Origin of the sequence: Streptomyces fuscichromogenes (genome assembly GCF_014645815.1) — a bacterium.
Lineage (GTDB): Bacteria > Actinomycetota > Actinomycetes > Streptomycetales > Streptomycetaceae > Streptomyces > Streptomyces fuscichromogenes.
Window position 1 is genome coordinate 1 of the sequence record NZ_BMML01000058.1, and the last position, 14,924, is coordinate 14,924.

At 69.8% G+C, this 14,924-nt stretch carries 18 protein-coding genes and 1 pseudogene; 17 read left to right on the forward strand and 2 right to left on the reverse strand.

The genetic code is table 11. The features are described 5' to 3' along the window. The 14 genes and pseudogenes from IEZ11_RS49295 to IEZ11_RS49360 all read left to right on the forward strand — a co-directional run. Positions 1-204, forward strand: a pseudogene (locus IEZ11_RS49295) (hypothetical protein); the annotation flags it as partial. After that, a complete protein-coding gene (locus tag IEZ11_RS49300; RefSeq protein WP_189269657.1) occupies positions 204-383 on the forward strand; it encodes a hypothetical protein in 180 nt (59 codons plus the stop codon). The pseudogene IEZ11_RS49295 and the gene IEZ11_RS49300, both read left to right, overlap by 1 nt. 3 nt (positions 384-386) lie before the next feature. Then, on the forward strand, positions 387-785 hold the full coding sequence (locus IEZ11_RS49305) for an HK97-gp10 family putative phage morphogenesis protein (RefSeq protein ID WP_189269658.1): 399 nt from the start codon (positions 387-389) through the stop codon (positions 783-785). Further along, entirely contained in the window at positions 782-1,198 is a 417-nt protein-coding gene (locus tag IEZ11_RS49310) for a DUF3168 domain-containing protein (protein WP_229713972.1), read from the forward strand. Before IEZ11_RS49305 ends, IEZ11_RS49310 begins: the two co-directional genes overlap by 4 nt. A gap of 17 nt (positions 1,199-1,215) precedes the next feature. Continuing rightward, positions 1,216-1,629 carry a phage tail tube protein gene (locus IEZ11_RS49315; protein ID WP_189269659.1) on the forward strand — a complete coding sequence of 138 codons (414 nt, stop codon included), beginning with the start codon at positions 1,216-1,218 and terminating at the stop codon, positions 1,627-1,629. Positions 1,630-1,648: 19 nt separating this feature from the next. Then, the gene (locus tag IEZ11_RS49320; RefSeq protein WP_189269660.1) at positions 1,649-2,050 is read left to right on the forward strand and encodes a phage tail assembly chaperone; all 402 of its coding nucleotides are present in this window, start codon (positions 1,649-1,651) and stop codon (positions 2,048-2,050) included. 20 nt (positions 2,051-2,070) lie between these two features. Beyond that, on the forward strand, positions 2,071-2,367 hold the full coding sequence (locus IEZ11_RS49325) for a phage tail assembly protein T (protein WP_229713973.1): 297 nt from the start codon (positions 2,071-2,073) through the stop codon (positions 2,365-2,367). 2 nt (positions 2,368-2,369) lie between these two features. Beyond that, positions 2,370-4,340, forward strand: coding sequence for a phage tail tape measure protein (locus tag IEZ11_RS49330; RefSeq protein WP_189269662.1), 1,971 nt, complete (start codon positions 2,370-2,372; stop codon positions 4,338-4,340). Positions 4,341-4,342: 2 nt separating this feature from the next. Then, entirely contained in the window at positions 4,343-7,093 is a 2,751-nt protein-coding gene (locus tag IEZ11_RS49335; protein ID WP_189269663.1) for a hypothetical protein, read from the forward strand. A gap of 19 nt (positions 7,094-7,112) precedes the next feature. Continuing rightward, positions 7,113-9,668 (forward strand): right-handed parallel beta-helix repeat-containing protein, encoded by a 2,556-nt coding sequence (locus tag IEZ11_RS49340; protein WP_189269664.1) that lies wholly within the window; start codon positions 7,113-7,115, stop codon positions 9,666-9,668. Between the two features lie 160 nt (positions 9,669-9,828). After that, on the forward strand, positions 9,829-10,083 hold the full coding sequence (locus tag IEZ11_RS49345) for a hypothetical protein (protein ID WP_189269665.1): 255 nt from the start codon (positions 9,829-9,831) through the stop codon (positions 10,081-10,083). Beyond that, positions 10,083-11,081: a glycoside hydrolase family 25 protein gene (locus tag IEZ11_RS49350; RefSeq protein WP_229713974.1), complete on the forward strand. Its 999-nt coding sequence runs from the start codon at positions 10,083-10,085 to the stop codon at positions 11,079-11,081. The genes IEZ11_RS49345 and IEZ11_RS49350 overlap by 1 nt, the downstream gene beginning before the upstream one ends. A gap of 3 nt (positions 11,082-11,084) precedes the next feature. Continuing rightward, complete coding sequence (locus tag IEZ11_RS49355; protein WP_444544949.1) at positions 11,085-11,318, forward strand: hypothetical protein; 234 nt, start codon at positions 11,085-11,087, stop codon at positions 11,316-11,318. Between the two features lie 11 nt (positions 11,319-11,329). Beyond that, a complete protein-coding gene (locus tag IEZ11_RS49360; protein WP_229713975.1) occupies positions 11,330-11,635 on the forward strand; it encodes a hypothetical protein in 306 nt (101 codons plus the stop codon). Positions 11,636-11,693: 58 nt separating this feature from the next. Here the strand turns inward: IEZ11_RS49360 and cyaB are convergent, their stop codons facing one another. Both cyaB and IEZ11_RS49370 read right to left on the reverse strand, forming a co-directional pair. After that, complete coding sequence (gene cyaB / locus IEZ11_RS49365; protein ID WP_189269667.1) at positions 11,694-12,248, reverse strand: class IV adenylate cyclase; 555 nt, start codon at positions 12,246-12,248, stop codon at positions 11,694-11,696. 18 nt (positions 12,249-12,266) lie between these two features. Then, positions 12,267-13,193 carry a helix-turn-helix domain-containing protein gene (locus IEZ11_RS49370; RefSeq protein WP_229713976.1) on the reverse strand — a complete coding sequence of 309 codons (927 nt, stop codon included), beginning with the start codon at positions 13,191-13,193 and terminating at the stop codon, positions 12,267-12,269. A gap of 88 nt (positions 13,194-13,281) precedes the next feature. Between IEZ11_RS49370 and IEZ11_RS49375 the strand changes: the two genes are divergently transcribed. The 3 genes from IEZ11_RS49375 to IEZ11_RS49385 are packed head-to-tail and all read left to right on the forward strand — an operon-like array spanning position 13,282 to position 14,704. Further along, positions 13,282-13,710 (forward strand): DUF6415 family natural product biosynthesis protein, encoded by a 429-nt coding sequence (locus IEZ11_RS49375; protein WP_189269668.1) that lies wholly within the window; start codon positions 13,282-13,284, stop codon positions 13,708-13,710. Further along, positions 13,707-14,507 (forward strand): hypothetical protein, encoded by an 801-nt coding sequence (locus tag IEZ11_RS49380; protein ID WP_189269669.1) that lies wholly within the window; start codon positions 13,707-13,709, stop codon positions 14,505-14,507. The genes IEZ11_RS49375 and IEZ11_RS49380 overlap by 4 nt, the downstream gene beginning before the upstream one ends. Then, on the forward strand, positions 14,504-14,704 hold the full coding sequence (locus tag IEZ11_RS49385) for a hypothetical protein (RefSeq protein ID WP_189269670.1): 201 nt from the start codon (positions 14,504-14,506) through the stop codon (positions 14,702-14,704). Before IEZ11_RS49380 ends, IEZ11_RS49385 begins: the two co-directional genes overlap by 4 nt. Positions 14,705-14,924: the final 220 nt, after the last annotated feature.

A 14,924-nucleotide genomic window follows, 5' to 3' on the forward strand; every position in this document is an offset into this window, starting at 1 on the left:
GGCAGCGGGTCGTCCATCACGGTCACCCTCACCACCCCCGGCGAGGTCTCCGGTCTGGCCATCGCCGACCCCACCGTGACGATCGCCGCGGCCAAGGCCGGCGCCATCCCGCTCGGCCGGATCTTCGCCGGAGTCGACGGCCGCGCGTCCATCTCCTACAGCGCCGTCACCACGGTCACCGTCGGCGCGTTCGAGCTCGCCTGATGGCCGAGGAGCAGCAGCGGCGGCCGCTGCCCCGGGACCCGCTGGAGCACCACCAGGACGCCGAGCAGCACATCGCCGGCGCGCACGCGGGGCCCGTGGAGAACGCGTTGGTCTCCGCGCTCCTGGCCGTCGCCGGCGAGCTCGCCGAGATCAAGAAACTGCTGCGCAACAGGAGGTGAGCCATGGCCCGCCGAAGCGGCGGCATCCACGTGCGCATCGACGGCATGGCCCGCCTGCGCGAGCGGCTGGCGGACCTGGAGCCGCGGCTGATCGAGGCCCTGCAGAAAGCCGTACGGGAGTCCGCCGAGGCCGTGCAGGGCGAGACCGAGCGGACCGTACCCGTCGACCACAGCGGCCGCGACACCCACCACCTCAAGGACGGGGTGACGATCCGCTACGCCGAGAACAAACTGTCCGCTGACATTGGCTGGTTCGACCCCGACGACTACTACGCACGGTTCGTCGAGCACGGCACCGTCCGCACGCCGCCGCAGCCCTCGCTTGGCCCGGCGCTGGAGCTGGAGCGGCGCCGGTACGTGGCACGGCTGACCGAGGAGGTCCGGGCGGTGCTGCGGTGGTGAGCGCCCCGTACATCGCCATGGAGGCCGTACAGCGCGCGTTCTACACGCGGATGGCGGCGAGCACCGAGCTAATGGCGCTCGTCACCGGCGTCTGGGACCAGGTGCCCGAGGGCGCCCAGTATCCGTACGTGGTGCTCGGCGAGGCCACCGAGACACCGGACAACGCGCACGCGGTCATCGGCCGCTCCACGTCGACCATGCTGCACATCTGGTCGCAGCACGACGGCTACGCCGAGGCCCTGCAGATCCTCGGCGTGATCGCCGAGCTGTTCGACCATCAGCCGCTCGACGTGCCCGGCCTCCACCACGTCAGCACCCACTACGAGTTCAGCCAGACCCTGACGGACCCGGAACCCCCCGGCGACATCCGTCACATCCCCGTGCGGTTCCGCACGCGGACCGAGCAGCCCTGACCCAGGAGGTACGCGCCATGGCCGGCATGGACGGATTCGGAACGCTCTTCAAGAGGGGCGACGGCGGGAGTCCGGAGATCTTCACGACGATCGCCGACGCAACCGGCATCTCTCCGCCGGGGATGAAGCGGGAGACCATCGACGTCACCTCGCACGGCAGCGCGGACGGGTGGATGGAGTTCATCGGCGGCCTCAAGGACGGCGGGGAGGTCAAGGTCGACGTCAACTACCAGCCCGCCTACCACGACACCCTCATCGACGACTTCGAGGACGACGCCCCGCGCACCTACCGGATCGTCTTCCCCGACGAGGACACGACGACCTGGGAGATCAAGGCGATCATGACCGGCTTCGAGCCGGACGCCCCCTACGACGACAAGCTCAGCGCGTCGCTGACCTTCAAGGTCACCGGCAAGCCCACACTCTCCTGACCCCGGAACGGACCGCACCATGGCTCTACTCTCCCGCGCCCAGATCGACGGCGCCGACGACCGCAAGTGGGAAGACATCCCGGTTGCCGAGTGGGGTGGAACGGTACGGCTCCTGGGCCTGTCCGGCACCGCCCGCAACGCGTACGAGGCCTCGCTGGTCGCCCTCGGTCCCAATGGGTCCGTGCAGCGCGTCCGCCTGGAGAACGCGACCAGCAAGCTCGTCGCCATGTGCCTGGTCGACGAGAACTTCGAGCGCCTCTACACCGACAAGGAAGTCACCGAGCTCGGCAAGAGGAACGGCGCCGTCCTGCAGCGGCTGCACCAGGTCGCGCAGCGGCTGTCCGGCCTCGGCAAGAAGGAGCTGGAGGCCGCGACGGGAAACTCCGAGCCCGAGGTGAGCGGCAGTTCTACTTCCGACTAGCCGCCCACCTCGGGATGCCAGTGGCCGAGCTCCTCGCGCGCACCAGCTCGGCCGAGCTCACCGAGTGGATGGCGTACGAGCAGATCGCCGGACCGCTCGGCGGTGCCCGTCATGACATCCTCTCGTCCGTCCTCGCCGCGGTGGTCGCGAACACCGCCCGAGGCAAGAACACCCGCGCCGCGCAGCCGACCGACTTCCTGCCCAAGTGGGACAGAGCTCGGCGGATGGACTGGCGCGAGATGCTCGCCAACGTCAAGAGCCTCAACCGCCGTATGGGCGGCACCGACACGACCCGCGTACGCAAAGATAGGGGGTAGACGTGTCGGTCCTCGACGAACTGCTCGTCCGACTGGGCATCGACGCCGACGAGCTGTCCACCGGGAGCGAGGAGGCCGCCAACGACGTCGAGAGCCATCTGTCCGGCATCGCCGCCGGCGCGGCCGGCATCGCTGTCGGCGCCCTGTTCACCGAGGGCATCCAGTCGGCCATGGACATCACCGAGGCGTCCAACCAGCTGCAACGGCAACTCGACCTGACCGGCCCCGAGGCGCAGCGGGCCGGACAGGTCGCCGGCGACGTGTACGCGGCCGGATTCGGAGAGAGCGTCGAGGAGATCGGCGAGGCCATCGGCGCCGTCAGCCAGAACCTGGGCGGGTTCGCGAACCTGGGCAGCAGCGAGCTGACCCAGCTCACCAAGGACGCCGAGGCCCTGAGCCACACCTTCGAGTTCGACGTCGCGGAGTCGACCCAGGCGGCCGGCACGCTCATCAAGGCAGGGCTGGCCAAGGACGGCACCGAGGCCTTCGACCTGCTCACCGCGGCCGCGCAGAAGCTTCCCCCCGCGATGCGGGAGGAACTGCCCGACGTGATCAAGGAGTACTCCGGCTTCTTCCACCAACTCGGTTTCGACGGGCCCCAGATGATGGGAGTGCTGGCCGAGGCGAGCAAGGACCCCACGTTCGAGATCGACAAGCTGGCGGACGCCTACAAGGAGTTCACCCTTCAGATCGGCAACACGTCCGCGGTCGAGGCACCGCTGAAGACGCTGGGCCTGTCCGTCGGCCACATCCAGAAACTCGTCAACACCGGCCAGGGAACCAAGGCGATCGACGAGGTCACCACCGCCCTGAAGAACGTCACGGACCAGACCCAGCGCACGCAGCTGCAGGCCGCGCTCTTCGGCGGTCCCGGTGAGGACATGGGCAACAGCCTTCTCAGCATCAACGCGTCCGCGGCCGCCGCGTCGAGCGGGATGGACGACGCGGCAGGCTCGGCCAAGGCCGTGGCCGACTCCATGCAGGCATCCCCCGCGCAGGCCTGGGACTCCATCATGCGCAGCGTGTCGACGACGCTGGGCGAGGCCCTGGCCCCCGCGCTGTCCACGGTGTCCGAGTACATGGCGAAGAACCCCGGCCTGCTGCAGGCCGTGATCCCGGTCGTCCTGGCGGTCGCCGTCGCCCTGGGCATCTGGGCCATCGCCCAGTGGGCCGTCAACAGCGCGCTGCTGGCCAACCCGGTGACCTGGATCATCCTCGGCATCGTCGCCCTGGTCGCGATCATCGTCATGATCGCCACGCGGACCACCTGGTTCCAGGACATCTGGCACGCCATGACCCAGGGCATGGTGAGCGCCTGGAACTGGCTGTGGAACGCGATCCAGAGCAACACCGTGCTGGGCTGGCTCATCGCCTACATCCGCTTCAACATCACCCTGGCACTGGCGATCTTCGGGTGGCTCAGCGCGCTTCCCGGCCGCGTCGCCGGCTGGTTCGAGGGCGTCCGGGACGGCGCGGTCAACAAGACGCTGGCCCTGATCAGCTGGCTACGCGGGCTGCCCGGCCGGATCCTCGGCGCCATCGGCAGCATGAACGACCTGCTCTACAACGCCGGCCGGTCCGTGATCCAAGGCCTGCTCAACGGGATCATGTCCATGCTCGGCTCGCTGCGCTCGAAGCTGTCCAACGTCACGTCCATGATCCCCGACTGGAAGGGACCCATGGACGTCGACCTGCGGCTCCTGACCCCGTCCGGCAAGGCGATCATGACCGGCCTCATGGACGGCATCGACGACCAGGTCCCGGTCCTCGAACGGCAGCTCGGCGCGGTCACGACCAGCATCCCCGGCAACGTGAACGCCAGCGTGGGCACCGCGGCGGCCGCGAGCAGCGCGAGCGAGCTCACGCTGCGGTTCGAGGGCAGCGAGGACGAGTTCAACCAGTTCCTGCGCCGCTCCGTGCACGTGGTCGGCGGAGGCAGCGTGCAGCGCGCCTACGGGTACGGGGAGGGCTGACCGTGATCCAGACCGGCACCGAACTGATGCTGGGCGGTGTGTGGACGGACGTGAGCCACCGCGTCCGTACCGCCTCGGACATGAGCGGCACCCGCGGCCGCTCCTCCTGGGGCAGCGAGCCCGACCCCGCCAAGTACGTGTTCAGCCTCGACAACCGGGACGGCGCGTTCTCGCAGGGCTACCCGCTCAGCCCGTACTACCGGCAGCTGCGCCGCAACACACCGGTCCGGATCTTCGCCCCGGCGACGACCAGCCACCTGGAGATCCTCGACACCACCGGCACCGTCACGACGCCGCACCAAGCTGCCCTGAACATCGCCGGCGACCTCGACCTGCGCGTCGAGGTCGACATCAACCTGATGGACGTGGCCGCCAACCAGACGATCATCGGGAAGTGGTCGGCGACCCCGGGCGAGCGGCAGTGGCTCCTGCACGTCTATGACGGCTACCTGAGGTTCTCTTTCACCAATGCCTCGGGCGTCGCGAGCCAGGCCTTTCAGAGCGTCTCGTCGTTCGGCGGATCGGTGCTGCGCGTCACCTTCGACGCCGACAACGGCAACGGAGGCTTCACCGTCCAGTTCTGGCAGGCGGACGACTGGTCGGGACAGTGGACGGCCGTGTCCCGGCCGCTCGTCGGCAACGTCCTCGACGGGGTGCTGCCGACGACGTCCGGCCCCCTGACCATCGGCGTGATCAACCCGACCGCCACCCCCGACCAGCTGCCCTGGATCGGCTACGGCCACCGCTTCCAGGTACGGCGCGGCATCAAGGGCCCGGTGGTCGCGGACCTCGACTTCCGCGACGTCCCGGCCGGCGCCACCACGTTCACCGACCTGGCCGGACTCCCGTGGACGCTGTCCGGCGGCGCCCAGGTCGTACGGCGGGACTACCGCTTCCACGGCGAGGTCAGCGAGTGGCCGTCCGAGACCGACCGCGGCGACCGCGACAGCTACGTCACCGTCACCGCCCAGTCCATGAAGCGGCGCCTGGACACCGGCCGTGACCCGCTCAAGTCCGTGCTGGCCCGGCGGGTGCCCGGCTACGGCCCGCGCGCGTACTGGTCCCTGGAAGAGGGCACGGACGCGAGCCGCGCGTACAGCCCCATCGACGGGGTGCGGCCCATGACCGCGCTGAACATGGACTTTGCCGCGGAGTCGACCATGCCCGCCTCCGCCGCCCTGCCCACCGTGAACACCCAGAACGGGGCCGTCACCAGCCGCCTGTCCGGGCAGCTGCCCGCCGGCGGCAGCACCACCGGATGGTCCGTGTACTGGGTGTACCGGCTCAACTCCCAGCCCAGCGACTACGCGTCGTACATGAGCATCCAGGGCACCGGCACCGTGAGGGACTGGCGCCTGCAGATCTCCTCGGCCGGCTCCCGGATCCTGGGCTACGACGCCAACGGGGCCGCGGCCGTCTCGCAGACCATCGCCACCGGATCGGACCTGTTCAACCAGTGGATCCTGATGCGGTTCTACGCCTCGCAGTCCGGCGGCACCGTCAACTACGGGATCGTCTGGAAGGACATCGGCGGCGACGCCGCCACCGTCACCGGCAGCTACGCCGGCACCCTCGGGCAGATCACCTCGGTCGGCTCACCGCCCAACGGGTGGAACGCCCTCGTCGACGGCCTGGCGCTCGGCCACCTCTCCGTCTGGGACGCCATCAGCACGGAGGCGTACGCCAACCCGGCGCTGTACGGCGACGTCCTGCTCGGCTACGCCGGCGAGTTCGCCATCGACCGGATCGGCCGGCTGGCACGCGAGAACAACATCCCGGTCCAGATCCGCGGCAAGCGGCTGGCAGGAGAACGCGTCGGCGCCCAGGCCGTCGACACCTTCCTCAACTGCGTGCGGTCCGCGACGACGGCCGACGGCGGGATCTTCCTGGACCAGCGCCGCCGCCCGGGGTTCCTCTACATTGCCCCGGCCGCGCTGCAGAATCAGACGCCCAAGCTGGAGTTGACGTACACCCAGCCCGGTCACGTCATCGGCATCTTCAAGCCCGTCAACGACGACCAGGCCCTGGAGAACGACAGCACGGTGCAGCGTCAGGGCGGCAGCTCGGGACGCTACGAGCGCACCGAGGGGCCGCAGAACGTCAACCCGCCCGAGAGCGACGAGGACGGCATCGGCCGCTACGCGAAACAGGTCACGCTCAACGTCTACAGCGACGACCAGTGTGAGGGCCTGGCCACCTGGAGAGTGCACCTGGGCACCTGGGACGCGGCCCGGTTCCCGACGCTCACCGTCGACGCCGGCGCGATCGTCGACCAGCTGCCCGAGGTCGCCGACCTCGACGTCGGACACGTCATCAAGCTGACCGGCGTGCCCACCAAGACCAGCTTCGATGACCTGTACCTGCTGGTCCAGGGCTACACCGAGACCCGCAGCCGGACGCGGTGGCTGATCACCTTCAACTGCGTCCCCTACGGCCCGTGGGTCACCGCCGTGTGCGGCCTGGACCGCACGGACACCACCGGCAGCACCCTCGCCGCCGCCGCGACCGCCACCGCCGGCACGCTGCTCGTCACGTCCGAGGCCGCGCTGTGGGCCACCACCGCCCAGTTCCCCGACGACTTCCCGATGGACATCGTCGTCGACGGCGAACGCATGACGCTCACGGGCGTCGACGACACCAGCAACCCGCAGACCTTCCACGTCACCCGCAGCGTCAACGGCGTGGTCAAGGAGCAGCCCGAGGGCGCCCGGGTCGCCCTGTTCAAAGAGCCGTTCACCGCGCTCACCGAGTAGCACCGCCAGGAGGTCCCCCGTGCAGTGGCTGAACGGCCTGAAGATCACCCCCGAGCGGCTGATGGACAACACCGCAGACGACCAGATCACCTCGGGCCTCACCGCCGCGACCGGCTGGAGCGTCTCGTCGTTCACCGCGACCCGGCTGCACGGCATCACGTTCGTCGAGATCTTTTGCACCCGCACCGGCGCCGACATCGCCGAGTCGGCCACGTCCACCGGCAACATCACCGGCGACCCGCTCATGTGCACGCTGCCCGACGGCTGGGCACCGCCGCGCGCGATCAACGCGGTCTGGGGCAACGGCACCACGGACGGCGAGTGCACCATCGTCACGAGCGGCGACGTGAACCTGCGCTCCATCAGCGGTAACAGCGGTATCGCCAGCAGTACGAACGTCCGCGTCAACGCCATGTGGATCAGCGAGAACACGGGGATCGCACCGGCGGACGAGGCGACCGACGTCACCACCTACCGCGAGGCCGGCCTGTACTGGGTCACCGGCGCGGCAGGCGACGGCACCTCAGACGACGTGTGGGCGATCCAGGCCCAGCTGGACGCCGCGCACGCGGCCGGCGGTGGGACCGTGGTCATCCCGCCCGGCAAGACCTACGGCTGCAGCACCTTCCTGGCCGTCTACGACAACACCGTGATCTACGCCTACGGGGCGACCATCAAGGCCATCGGGAACACCGGCCTGCTCCGCAACTTCCTGAGCAGCGAGACGTTCGCGACCTACGGCGGGCACTCCCACATCACCGTCCTCGGCGGCACCTGGGACGGCAACGCCTACAACGGCACCGACGGCACGGTCACCGCCGAGACCGACGTCATGAACTTCGTCCACGGCCAGGACATCACCGTCCGCGACGCAACGATCATGAACGTGTCCACGGCGCACGCCCTGGAGTTCAACTCCGTCAACGGCGGCCGCGCCCTCAACTGCTCGTTCTACGGCTTCGCCGACAACTCCTCCGGCTCCGTGCGGCAGTTCAGCGAGGCCGTCCAGATCGACATGAGCAAGAGCGGCAGTTCCTCGATCGGCCTGTTTGACAACACCCCCGCCAAGAACATCCGTGTCCAAGGGTGCCGCTTCGGCTCCAGCAGCCGGTGCGGCCCGTTCGGACGCGCCGTCGGCTCGCACACCCTCGCCGCCGGCGTCACCTACGACGACATCCACATCTCCGACTGCCGGATCGAGGGCACGATCCAGGCCGGCATCTACGGGTACGGCTGGCGCCGCGCGGTCATCACCGGCAACGTCATCACCGGCACCGGCCAGTCGGGCATCCTCGTCACGCTCACCGACCCTGCCACCACGGCCGTCAGCCCCTACGCACTGGAGATCACCGGCAACACGGTCGAGTCAGCCGGCGCCGACTCCGGGATCCGGGTCATCTCCTACGCGGCGTACAAGTACCCAGGCGTGAAGATCGCCGACAACGTGATCCGCAGCATCACCGGCAACGGCGTCCACGCCGAGCACTGCCAGGCTCCCTCGATCACCGGCAACACCGTCGACACGACGTCCTCGACCGGCCTGTACGCCCACTACAGCGACGGCGCGAACATCACCGGCAACACCGTCCGCGCCACCGGCACCAACGCCGTCAACGTCGCCGGCAGCGTCGGCGCGATCGTCGCAGGCAACGCCATCGACACGACCTCGACGAACTTCGGGATCTTCGTCGGCCAGGGCGCCGACGCGTCGACGAACTCGACGAACGCCGCGGTGGTCGGGAACACGATCGCCGCAGCGTTCTCCGCCGGGATCCGGCTGTCGACGAACGCGACCGGCTGCCTGGTCACCGGCAACAAGGTCCGCAAGGCGTCCGGGTCGACCACCGCCGGCGTCAGTATGGCCTCGTCCGCGACCGGCTGCGCGCTGCTCGACAACGACCTGTCCGGGAACTCCTGGTCCGGGTCGACCGCCCTGTCCGTCTCGACCGCCGCCCCGGTCACCGGCCCAGGCGGCATGCAGTCGCTGCCCGGCAGCAACCTCGTCGACACCGACCTGAGCCCGCTGCCCGCCCTCGAAATGGCGATGCGGCCGGCCGGCCGCTACGAGACCACCTCACGGCTGCGTCTGGGAACGACCTCCACCCCGACATCGGGCACGCTGTACCTGGTCCCGATCTGGCTCCCCAAGGGCCTGGTCATCTCCACCATCAGCTTCATCTCCGGCGCCACCGCGGCCGCCACTCCGACGAACTGGTGGTTCACCCTGCACGACTCCAGCAAGGTCGCACTGGCACGTACCGCCGACCAGACCACCACGGCCTGGGCGGCGAACACGGTCAAGACCCTCGCCATCGCGCAGACCACCGCGGGCACCGCGTCGACCTACACCACCACCTACGCAGGCCTGCACTACCTCGGCATCATGGTCAAGGCGACGACCGTCCCGAACCTGGTCAGCGAGGGATCCATGGCGGACGTCGTCGCCAGCGTCTCGCCCGGCCTCGGCGGCACCGACGCCGGCCTGTCCACCCCGCCCACCGTCACCTCCGGGGCCTTCACCGCCGGAGCGTTCGGCACCGGCAGCGGCATCCTGGCCTACGGCTACACCAGCTGACCCGCCCGCCACCCCAGCCCGCCCCGCGCCGACCTGGCCCGGGGCGTCTTCATGCCCTGGAGGCCTCGTGGCCGGACAGGACTGCCGCTGCGCGGTCTGCGGCTGCTGCCGCCACGACCACCGCGGTTGGACCCACCCCTGGACACCGAAGGAGATCGCCATGCCCGTCGTCCGCGCCAAGTTCCGTTGCAACACCGAGACCCTCAAGAAGTGGGGGCCCCAGGAAAGCCAGATCGCCCGCTCCTACGACTTCATGGCCGTCTACGACCCGGACCTCCCCGAGGACCAGCGGTACGCCAAGGCCTCGCCGTCCGGCAACCTCACCATCGCCGTGGACAACCCGGCCGTCACCTTCGAGCCCGGCCAGTCGTACTACCTCGACTTCACCCCGGTCGACGAGGCAGGCACCGTCTGATGGCCACGTCCCGAGGCATGGACGTGTCGAGCTACCAGGCAGCCCAGGACTGGACGGCCCTGCGTAAGGCAGGCGTCGTCTTCGCGTTCGCCAAAGCCAGCGAGGGCCAGCACTCCCGCGACGATAGGTTCGACACCCACATCGCCGGCATCATCAAGGCCGGCATGGTCCCCGGCGCCTACCACTTCGCGTGGCCCGTCCAGTCCGTCGCGGCCGAGGCCGCCAACTACATAGCCGCCGTCCGGCCGTACGCCCGCCCCGGTTTCGTGCACTGGCTCGACCTGGAGCGCATGAACGACGGCCGCAACTACGGCTCCCGCACCGCCGCGCAGATCAAAGCCTGGGTGAAGGAGTGGCTGCGGCTCGTCGGCGCGGCCTACCCCGGGCAGCGCATCGGCGTGTACACCAGCGCGTCCGACGTCGCGGCCGGCCACCTGCCCAGCGGTACCACCCTGTGGTTCCCCCGCTACCCCTGGGGCACCGCCGACTGGCCGCGCGCCGAGGCCGCCGTGCAGCCCACCGTGAGCGGCATCAAGCCGCTCATCTGGCAGTTCACGTCCAAGCCCTACGACCGCAGCGTTGCCTATCTCTCCGAGGCACAGCTACGCGCGTGGGCCAAGGGCGACACCACCACCGAGGAGGACGACGTGGCCCTCGACCAGGCTGACATCACCAAGATCGTGGACGCGCTGGAAGCGCGGCTGTTCCACACCGATGGCGTGTACGACGCGCCGAAGGACGCCGCGGACTACGACCCCAAGGAGGGCAGCCCGGGCCACGGCTGGACCGGGCAGACCCTCTACCGGGATCTCATCACCCGTACCCGGAGCACCGACAAGGCCGTGACCGCGCTCACCGCGCAGGTGGGCGCACTCGCGTCCACCATCGGCGAGCTCGCTAAGGGCGGGGGACTGACGCCGGCCGAGATCCAGGCGGCCGCCGAGGCCGGCGCCCAGGCCGCCCTCGCCAAGCTCGGCACCAAGCTGCAGGAGGACTGACCGATGGCCGTGAAGGACTCCACCAGGCGCGTCCTGCGCACCACCGTGCAGATCACCATCGGCGTGGCCGTGGCGCTGCCCGGGATCGTCGCTGCCTCCGGCGTCCCGGCCTCGCTGCCCTGGGTGGCCGGAGCGCTCGCCATCGCCGCCGGCCTCACGAGAGTGATGGCCCTGCCCTCCGTCCAGGCGCTGCTCCCGTCGTGGCTGCGGACCGATGACACGGCGAGCAGGCAGTGAAGATCGGTTCGGTGGACGCGTGGCTGGCCATCGGCGCCTCCGGCCTCGCCGTCGTTGCGGGCCTCGCAGCGCTCGTCCGGTGGATGCGCCGGATCGCCCGCGGGTTCGGCGACTTCATGGACGATTGGCGCGGCGAGGCTGCTCGTCCCGGTGTTCCGGGCAGGCCCGGCGTGATGGAACGCCTCGCGCTGATCTCTCACCGGGTGGCCGCCATCGAACACGAGCTACATCCCAACAGCGGCGAGTCCGTACGGGATGCACTCGACCGCGTAGACCGGCGCACACGGCGCGCTATCCCCACCCCGGACGAGGAGTGACCAACGCCCCCTGTACGGCCCCACACGGGCCGTACAGGGGGTGCTTCGTCGTGCCGCGTCAGCGACGTTGGGCTGCCACCGCACCCGTGTACGTCTCCCGGGTCAGGTCCTCCGGGCCGATGCCCAGCTCGGCGAGCACGGCCCGGATATCGGTGAGCGCAGCGTCGACCTGGTCCTCCTCGACGAGCGTCTCGACCTCCAGGAATGTTCCGTCGAGCTCTGGCACTCGCACGAGTGTGGCGAGCATCTGCCGGCCACCCGCCTCGAAGTCGTAGTTCCGGCAGCGTTTCTCGAAGGCGATCTGCACGACGTGCCCGAGGCCCCGCAGGATCGCGTGAGCCGCGTCCGCGTCCTCGACGCGGGTCTCGTACTCAGGCTTCGACCCGGACTCCTCGTCGACCGCCGCGCCCTTGAAGGTCAGCACCGTTCGAGTTCCGTCCGCGCCGTGGACGGTACGCACCCGCAGTTCCTCGCCCGCCTTCTCCACCGAGCCGTCCGGCCGGTCGTAGTAGGTGTCCCGGTACACCTCGACACGGGCCGTCGCCCGCTCGTCCAACAGGCGCATCACAGCCTCAGGTGCGTGCACGCGCGCCTTCAGTTCGGCCTCGATCACGGCCGTCTCTCCTCTCCGTCAAACGGAGCGCTTGGCCCCGTCGATGACCGCCTCGAACATCCGCCGGAACCCTCGGTACAGCGGGCCGTGCGGAGTCTCCATCACCTTGTACGTCGCCGACTCATGCCCTTCCCACCCGGCATCGAACGCCCCGACGAACATGGTGGAGTCCGTGCGGATCAGCCGCCAGGTGGGCAGCATGCTGTATCTCCAGACTCCGATGTCGCAGCTGTCTGCCAACTCCCGAAGACGGGCCTCGGCGAGCCGCACCCCGGATGCCAACGACTCTGCGGCCTCGCCGATTTCAGCTGCCCGACGGGCCAGAGCCTCGCTGTCCGGGTCGAGGAGCGCGATCCGGACCCGAAGTCCCTTGCCGCCCTGATCGCGCGGCAGGCAGGCGCGCAGCAGCGAGTCGTTCAGCCCGATCAGGCCGAGGCCGCGCACGGCCAGGACGTCCAGTTCCTCGGCCTCCCGGGCCTGTTGCTGGATCTCCTCGGCCGCTGAGTTCTGCGCGGCGTACACGCGGACCACTTCGGGGAAGGCCGTCAGGTCGAACGCCGCGCCGCCGGAGCGCTTCTCTCGACTGGCGGCAAGCCCCAGGAGATGGCGCGCGTCGTCGGGCATGTGCAGCCCATCGGCGATCCGCTCGTACACGTCCAGCCGGGATACCTCGCGCCGGCCGTTGATGATCTCGTTGACGCGGGCCTGGGTCATGCCGACGGCGGTGGCAATCCGGGACTGGCTGGCACCTGTGTACTGCTGGGTATGGCGGAAGACCGCAGCCATGTCCCGGGCGCGCAAGGCCTGTCGGACCTCGGCGCGCTCCCATGCCCAGTCCGGCAGTTCGATCGGCTGAAGTGCAGTCGGCATGACGAGCTCCCGTGTCCACGGCGGGATGGAAAACCATCTCACAGTGAGATTACCGCCGGGGGATCGTACCGACACCCACAGTCACCTCAGCCTGACCAGGAGCGAAAACCCCCGGCGGCCGCGCAAACGGCCCCGGGGAACGGACGACTGGTTAGGAGTCGACATGTCGCACGCTACAGCCTCGCCTCCCGGCACGGCAGAGGCCGAGCATTCCGCCCTTCCCCCGGACGTCAGGGCCATCCGTCTCAGCACCATCCTGCTGCTCTCCATGGACACCGCCACGGCCACTCCTGCGGACGAGGACCCCCGAGACGCCGTCCGACGCCACTTCTCCGGCCCCGAGCTGGCGGAGCTGGCGACCGGGTACCGCACGCACATTGAGACGCTCATCCCCGCAGTGCAGGCACGGGCCGAGCTGCTCCCCTCGCGCCACCCCAACCGGGTCTCGGCCATGCTGTGCATCGGCGTGGCACGCGATCAGCTGCGACTGGGCCCGGGCGACAGCGACGCCATCCGCAGCGCCGTAGCCACCAAGCTGGCCCGCTCCGTGCAGAGCCTGTGCCGCCACTACGACCGGCTGGTGTCGCGATGACGACCACCTCGCTGACGCTTCCGGCCGACGGCCCCGCACCCGTCTACGACCGGACGGACCCCGGCCGTACGGGGGTCGCCCTCGTCACCCATCACCTCAACCAGCTGGGCATCGGCGAGCACTGGACCCAGGTTGGCGTCCAGAACGGTCTGCGGATCGTCGCTCGGAAGATCCCGCCGGGACGCGGATGGTGCCAAGCGCTGGCCGTGGACGAGGCTCTGTGGCCCGCCGGCGCCGACCTGTGCGTCCAGGTGGACTGGCACCCGGACACGGACATCCCCGCCGCCCAGGAGGATGAGCACTGGCGGACGCGCGTGTCAGCCATCAGCGCAGCGCTGCAAAGCGCCGGCTTCACGGTCCAGGCCCCGGGGCCGCACCGGACGCCGGCCAACAGCCCGTACATGTCCCTGCTCGTCTACCGGATCTCGCCCGGGCGCGCGCCGGCACCGTGCCCGGCTGACGGATGGAACCACGTCCCGGTCATGCCCGCCTACCGGTGGTCCGACAGGCGGCCTTCCGATCGCCTCGACGAGCTGCTGCACGCCAGCCGCCTGCACGGCTACAGCTTCCGCGACCTGGACCCGTTCCTGTGGCCGGCCTTCTCCACCCACGTATGCAGGGTCCAGTGGGACCCGCCCGTGAGAGCCACCCAGGAGGACTGGGTCTCGGCCATGGTCCGCCTGCGCCACGTCCTGATCGCCAGCGGCTACCGGATCCAGCAGCGATGGCGCCCCTGGGACCTCACCGTCGACCGCGGCCCCTCGCTCGTCACCTACCTCGGTGTGGGGGCCCGGTGAGCACCGCCAAGGACACCGCGAAGCAACTCATGGCCCAGGCCAGCGGCTCCGGCTACAGGGCGGCCGGCCTCTGCGCCTCCCGGCACTCCAGCGGCGTGTTCTGCACCCGCGGCGCCAAGGACCGCCACGGCAGCGGCAAGCACCGCAACCCCTACATCCGCAGCTCCCCACAGGACGCCATCGGCCTGCGGTGGTAGAGCTCCGGCCCCGGCGGGACGGCACGCCGGGGCCGGATCGGCTGGCCGCTCCCGACCCCACCGGGGCGGCCTACGGCACGAGCCATCTCCCAATAGGAACGTGTGTTCGAATCGGTGGGAATCCCCTGGCCATGGAGCGCTGAAGTGAGCCGAATGAACCCCCGCGTGAAGATCGTCATCTACCTGATCGTCCTGGTAGCGCTGGCGGCACTCGCGGTCT

Excerpts from the sequence above, each read along its gene's own strand:
- IEZ11_RS49300 (WP_189269657.1), top strand. The coding sequence starts at position 204 with ATGGCCGAGGAGCAGCAGCGGCGGCCGCTGCCCCGGGACCCGCTGGAG.
- IEZ11_RS49305 (WP_189269658.1), top strand. The coding sequence starts at position 387 with ATGGCCCGCCGAAGCGGCGGCATCCACGTGCGCATCGACGGCATGGCC.
- IEZ11_RS49315 (WP_189269659.1), top strand. The coding sequence starts at position 1,216 with ATGGCCGGCATGGACGGATTCGGAACGCTCTTCAAGAGGGGCGACGGC.
- IEZ11_RS49320 (WP_189269660.1), top strand. The coding sequence starts at position 1,649 with ATGGCTCTACTCTCCCGCGCCCAGATCGACGGCGCCGACGACCGCAAG.
- IEZ11_RS49345 (WP_189269665.1), top strand. The coding sequence starts at position 9,829 with ATGCCCGTCGTCCGCGCCAAGTTCCGTTGCAACACCGAGACCCTCAAG.
- IEZ11_RS49350 (WP_229713974.1), top strand. The coding sequence starts at position 10,083 with ATGGCCACGTCCCGAGGCATGGACGTGTCGAGCTACCAGGCAGCCCAG.
- IEZ11_RS49355 (WP_444544949.1), top strand. The coding sequence starts at position 11,085 with ATGGCCGTGAAGGACTCCACCAGGCGCGTCCTGCGCACCACCGTGCAG.
- IEZ11_RS49375 (WP_189269668.1), top strand. The coding sequence starts at position 13,282 with ATGTCGCACGCTACAGCCTCGCCTCCCGGCACGGCAGAGGCCGAGCAT.
- IEZ11_RS49380 (WP_189269669.1), top strand. The coding sequence starts at position 13,707 with ATGACGACCACCTCGCTGACGCTTCCGGCCGACGGCCCCGCACCCGTC.